Source organism: Dietzia sp. CW19 (assembly GCF_014145265.1).
Lineage (GTDB): Bacteria > Actinomycetota > Actinomycetes > Mycobacteriales > Mycobacteriaceae > Dietzia > Dietzia natronolimnaea.
The window spans coordinates 1-5,156 of sequence record NZ_JAALEE010000326.1 but is presented as its reverse complement, the minus strand read 5'-3'; the positions used below and the strand labels follow the sequence as shown (position 1 = coordinate 5,156).

Genomic DNA, 5,156 nt, shown 5'->3' with positions numbered 1-5,156 from the left:
CAACCGGGCCGCCACGTCAGTGGGGAGCACACCTCGGCGACAGGCCCACGTGCTGAACGACCGGGCGGCCGCCACGCGCCGGGCGATGGTCGACCGGGCCGCGCCGGCGCCGACCTGGGCGGCCAGCCAACCCCTGAGCGCCGGCAGGGTGAGCGCCGCGGCGAGATCAGTCACCGTGTCCGGCCCGTCGCCGTCCGCTCCCAGATGCGCGAGAAGCGCCCGGACGTCGGAGCGGTACGAGCGAGCGGTGGCCTCCGAGCGCGAGTGGCCCGTACTGAGGTCCCGAACGTAGTCGTCGACCACGTCCTCGAGCGGACCCGTAAGAGTGCGGCCGCGCGCGACCGATTCACTCTTGCGTCCCATGGGTACCGATTGTCACTTGTGTCACCACAAGGCGCAAGGGGCGCCCGCTTACTGGCGTCGGCGTCGACTGCTCGTGGTGCTGCCCAGCCTTCGCCTGTCGATCGGCACCCTCCGAGAGCCCCGGGCGGGGTCAGTTCGAGGCGATAGTGCGCCAGGTGCGCACGAGCTCGCTGAACTCGTGTACCTGGACCAAGACATGCTCCCGGGCGGCGTTCTCCGCCGTGTCCTGCTGGCCGGCCACGATGGCGTCAGCGATTGTCCGGTGCTCGGCGAGTGAGCGCCGCATCCGGTCCGGCACCCGCAACTGGAGTCGCCGGTAGGGCTGCAGCACCTTCTTCAGGTCGAATGATTGCCGGGTGAGGTACTCGTTGCCGCACGACTCGTAGATCACCCCGTGGAAGCGCGCGTTCGCGTAGTAGTAGCCGTCCGCATCCGCTGCAACCGCCTGCTCCTCGCATTCGGTGAGAGCGATCTCCATGGCATGCACCGACTCCGGCTGGATCCGGCGTGCGGCGAGGCGGGCCGCCATACCCTCCAGCTCCGCCAGGACCAGACCGAATGCCGTTGAGGAGAACGCTGTGACCACACTCGCGAGACTGATCGAGTCCTGCACAGAGCTCATGAGCGATATCGGAGAGGCCTCGATGCGGAACGTCGGGGACGGCCTGCTGCGGGCCTACCGTGACCTCCCAGCGGACCGTCGCGCCGAGTTCTTCACCCACCTGGTCGAGGCCTACGGCGTCGACCCGCGACGTGTCGACTCGGCGTACGCGGCCTGGAGCGCGACCGGGCCCGACAAGGCGCGGGCCGCGGCCGCCGAGATCGAGCTCGTCGACGCGACTGAGCCGCTCCGGCAGCGGCTCTTTCGCCGAATCAACCACGCACCCGGTGCAACACATGCACTCACCGAACTGCGGTCGGACCTGCGGGCCCTACTGCCCGATCATCCGCACCTACGAGCACTCGACCACGACCTGCACCACCTGCTCGGCTCGTGGTTCAACCGCGGATTCCTCCGCATGGAGGAGGTCACGTGGGAGTCCCCCGGAGAACTGCTCGATCACCTGATCCGCTACGAACAGGTGCACCCCATGGCCGGGCTCGACGAGCTCCGTCGCCGATTGCAGCCGGGAGATCGGCGGATGTACGCGTTCTTCCATCCGGCCACCGGCATCCGGCCGCTGATCTTCGTCGAGGTCGCCCTCACCCGAGGCGTCGCTGCAGATATCACGCCGATTCTGCGCCCCGGCCCCGCGCTCGCCGCGGCGGAGGCCGACTCCGCGGTGCTCTACTCGATCAGCAACTGCCTCGACGGGCTGGCCGGAGTGTCGCTCGGCAGCCTGCTCATCAAGCAGGTCATCGACGACGTGGGAGCTGCTCTCCCCCATCTGAGCACCTTCGTCACCCTGTCGCCCATTCCCGGATTCCGGCGCTGGCTCGACGCCCAGGAGGCGCCCCACCTCCGCGAGCTCCGGCATCGCCTCACGGGCCTTGACCTGTCGCCCGAGCAGCACCGGGGTGGCTCGGCGGAGGTCGACGCGTTGCGCCCGCACGTGGTGGCGGCCGCGGCGAGATACATCTCTATGGCCAAGGACGACAGCGGCCGGCCACTCGACCGGGTGGCCCGGTTCCACCTCAGTAACGGCGCCGAGGCCTGGCGACTCAACTGGCCCGCAGACCCCTCCGTCAACGGAATCAGCCAGTCATACGGAGCGATGATCAACTACCGCTACGAGCCGGCCGAACTCGAACGTCGGCATGAAGGATTCGTGCGGCACGGCACCGTCGCCCTGAGCGACGCGGTCTCCGACCTCCTCACGTCCCACCCCGGGAGTTGCCACCCGGCATCCCCGCCCAATGAAAGGAAGTCCCACCCGTGAGCACGTTCGAATCGGTCCTGGACTCGTTCCTCGGCCACGCCCGGCGGCGGCCCGACGCCGTCCTGTTCGACCTCCCCGACGGGACCACGCTCAGCTACCGCGACACCGCCGAGCTCGTGCACCGCATCGCTGCTCGGCTACGAGCGGACGGCGTTCAGCCCGGCGATCGGGTGGCCATGCAGGTGGACAAGTCACCCGAGGCGATTGCCCTCTATCTGGCGACCCTGCAGGTGGGCGGCGTATTCCTGCCCCTCAACACCGCGTACACCGGCCGCGAGGTCGACTACTTCCTCGGCGACGCGACGCCGCGCGTTCTTGTCTGCACACCCGCTCGCGAGGCGGAGTTCCGGGAACGGACGCCGACCTCCACGGTGGTCGAGACGCTCGGCGCCGCGGGCGACGGCAGTGTGCTCGGGTCCCGGGAGCCCGACCTGGACGTCCATCCGGCGGAAGCCGACGCCCCGGCCTCGATTCTGTACACCTCGGGTACCACCGGCCGGTCCAAGGGTGCGGTACTCACCCACGGCAACCTGGCGTCGAACTGCGACGCTCTCCGCGAGTTCTGGCGGTACACGGCCGAGGACCGGCTGATCCACGCGCTCCCGATCTTCCACATCCACGGCCTGTTCGTCGCCGCGAATCTGACCCTCACCACCGGCGCGCGCATGCACTACCTGTCCAAGTTCGATGCGGACGCCATTGTCGACCTGATCCCGCACTCGACGGTGCTGATGGGGGTGCCCACGTTCTACACAAGGCTCGCCGCCGACGCCCGGGTCACCCCCGGACTCAGCGCGGGGATGCGGCTCTTCGTCTCCGGATCCGCTCCGCTCCTCGCCGCCGACCACGTGGCGTTCGAGGAGTGTTCCGGCCACCGGATCCTGGAGCGCTACGGGATGACCGAGACGGGCATGATCACCTCGAACCCATACGACGGCGAGCGACGGCCCGGCACCGTGGGCCTACCTCTGCCCGGGATAGAGGTCCGAGTCACCGACAGGGAGACCGGGGCGCCGCTCACCGCAGGCGAGGTCGGTGGGATCGAGGTGCGCGGGCCCAACGTCTTCGCCGGGTACTGGAACATGCCGGAGAAGACGGCGGCGGAGTTCTGCGACGACGGCTACTTCCGCACAGGCGATGTCGGACGGTTCGACGATGACGGCTATCTCAGCATCGTCGGCCGCGACAAGGACATGGTGATCTCGGGCGGGTTCAACGTGTACCCGGTCGAGATCGAGGAGCTGCTCGACGCGCAGCCCGCCGTGGCCGAGTCCGCGGTGATCGGGGTGCCCCATCCCGACCTGGGCGAAACCGTCGTCGCCGTGGTGGTCGCCGCGCCGGGGCACATGCCCGATGAGGCCGCCCTGATCGGGGCCGTGGCGGATCAGCTGGCGCGATTCAAGCAACCCAGGGCGGTCTGCGTCGTCGACGCGCTGCCCCGGAACGTGATGGGCAAAGTCCAGAAGGCCGAACTGCGCAAGCGGTACGCCGGCCTGTTCACCGACAACGGCGCCTGACGGCCGGACTGGGGGGGAAGTCATGGTCACCTACGGAGTGGCGATTCTCGCGGGGTGCACCCTCGCGGGCGCAGTGATCGGACAGTTACTCGGTGAGCTGCTCGGTGTCGACGCGAAGGTCGGCGGCGTCGGCTTCGCGATGCTGTTGCTCATCGTCGTCACCGACGTCATGCGGCGGAAGGGGAGGCTTCCCCGACCATCAGAACAGGGCGTCCTGTTCTGGAGCGCGATGTACATCCCCGTGGTCGTCGCGATGGCCTCGGTGCAGAACGTCTCCGCAGCGGTGTCCGGCGGCGCCGCCGCGGTCGCCGCCGGCCTCGCTGCGATGCTCGTCGGCGCGGGCCTCGTGCCGCTGATCGCCAAGATCGGGCCGACGTCCGCGCCCCTGCCACCGCTAGCCGACCCCGACGCCGCAGCTCAGGAGATCTGACATGGACACCGTCATCGAAGTTCTCGAGGCCAACGGCCTACTGGTCGCGTTCGCCCTGGTCGGTGTGACGATCCTGGTGTCCGGTTGGCTGTCGAGAAAGCTCACCCGAGGAATGCTGCACGGCTCGGCGATCGCGATCATCGTCGGTCTCGCCCTGGCGTACTGGGCCGGGCAGCACACGGGCGGCGAGAAGGGTGTCGCAGATATCGCCCTCTTCGCAGGACTCGGCCTCATGGGCGGCGCGATGATCCGCGATTTCGCCATCGTCTCCACCGCGTTCGGAGTGGACCTGCGCGAGATCCGCAAAGCCGGTCTAGCCGGAGTGGTCGCACTCGTCGCCGGCGTGTGGGTGTCGTTCTTCGTGGGCGCCGCGCTGGCCTGGGGATTCGGCTACACCGACCCCGAGTCACTCGCGACCATCGGGGCCGGCGCCGCCACCTACATCGTCGGACCGGTCACCGGCACGGCGGTGGGGGCCTCCTCGGAGGTCATCGCGCTCTCGGTCGCCGCCGGACTGATCAAGGCGGTGCTGGTGATGGTCGCCACCCCGTTGATCGCGCCGCTGATCAGACTGAACAACGCGAAGTCGGCAATGGTGTACGGCGGGATGATGGGAACCACGTCGGGCGTGGCGGGCGGCCTCGCGGCCACCGACGAGCGGCTGGTGCCCTACGGTGCGATGACCGCCACCTTCTACACGGGACTCGGTTGCCTCCTGGGGCCTTCGCTGTTCTACCTCGGGCTGCAGGCGATTCTGTGACGGTCGGACCCGGTGCGGACCCGCTGCCCTCCCATGCGACGTGAGTGCCGCCGCGCGACCTCACGCCACGGGGATCGTCAGCTGGACACCGCCGTCCCCGGATCTGCGCCACCCTTCGGGCCCACGGACCGCCGCGCCCGCGGACAGCAGCCGGCCCAGGACGGCACGAGTGACGGTCGGCGCCGTCCCCGCGGACGCCGCGATCT

Annotated in this window: 6 protein-coding genes; 4 read left to right on the top strand and 2 right to left on the bottom strand. The window is 69.2% G+C overall.

From position 1 onward, the window contains the following. Together G6021_RS10220 and G6021_RS10215 are read right to left on the bottom strand one after the other, a co-directional pair. On the bottom strand, positions 1-363 hold a 363-nt coding region (locus G6021_RS10220; RefSeq protein WP_182641222.1), incomplete at its 3' end, for a site-specific integrase. A 130-nt stretch (positions 364-493) separates the two neighbouring features. Then, a complete protein-coding gene (locus G6021_RS10215) occupies positions 494-949 on the bottom strand; it encodes an FCD domain-containing protein (RefSeq protein WP_182641223.1) in 456 nt (151 codons plus the stop codon). On the opposite strand from G6021_RS10215, the gene G6021_RS10210 reads away from it, so the two are divergent. From G6021_RS10210 to madM, 4 genes are read left to right on the top strand one after another with little or no spacing between them, the layout of a single operon-like run. Next, positions 942-2,243, top strand: a complete 1,302-nt coding sequence (locus tag G6021_RS10210; RefSeq protein ID WP_347238948.1) for a malonyl-CoA decarboxylase family protein — start codon at positions 942-944, stop codon at positions 2,241-2,243. The two genes, G6021_RS10215 and G6021_RS10210, sit on opposite strands and share 8 nt — an antisense overlap. Beyond that, positions 2,240-3,760, top strand: a complete 1,521-nt coding sequence (locus G6021_RS10205) for an AMP-binding protein (protein ID WP_182641220.1) — start codon at positions 2,240-2,242, stop codon at positions 3,758-3,760. Before G6021_RS10210 ends, G6021_RS10205 begins: the two co-directional genes overlap by 4 nt. Positions 3,761-3,782: 22 nt before the next feature. Further along, positions 3,783-4,190, top strand: coding sequence for a malonate transporter subunit MadL (gene madL, locus G6021_RS10200; RefSeq protein ID WP_182641219.1), 408 nt, complete (start codon positions 3,783-3,785; stop codon positions 4,188-4,190). A gap of 1 nt (position 4,191) precedes the next feature. Beyond that, on the top strand, positions 4,192-4,950 hold the full coding sequence (gene madM, locus G6021_RS10195; protein WP_182641218.1) for a malonate transporter subunit MadM: 759 nt from the start codon (positions 4,192-4,194) through the stop codon (positions 4,948-4,950). Positions 4,951-5,156: the final 206 nt, after the last annotated feature.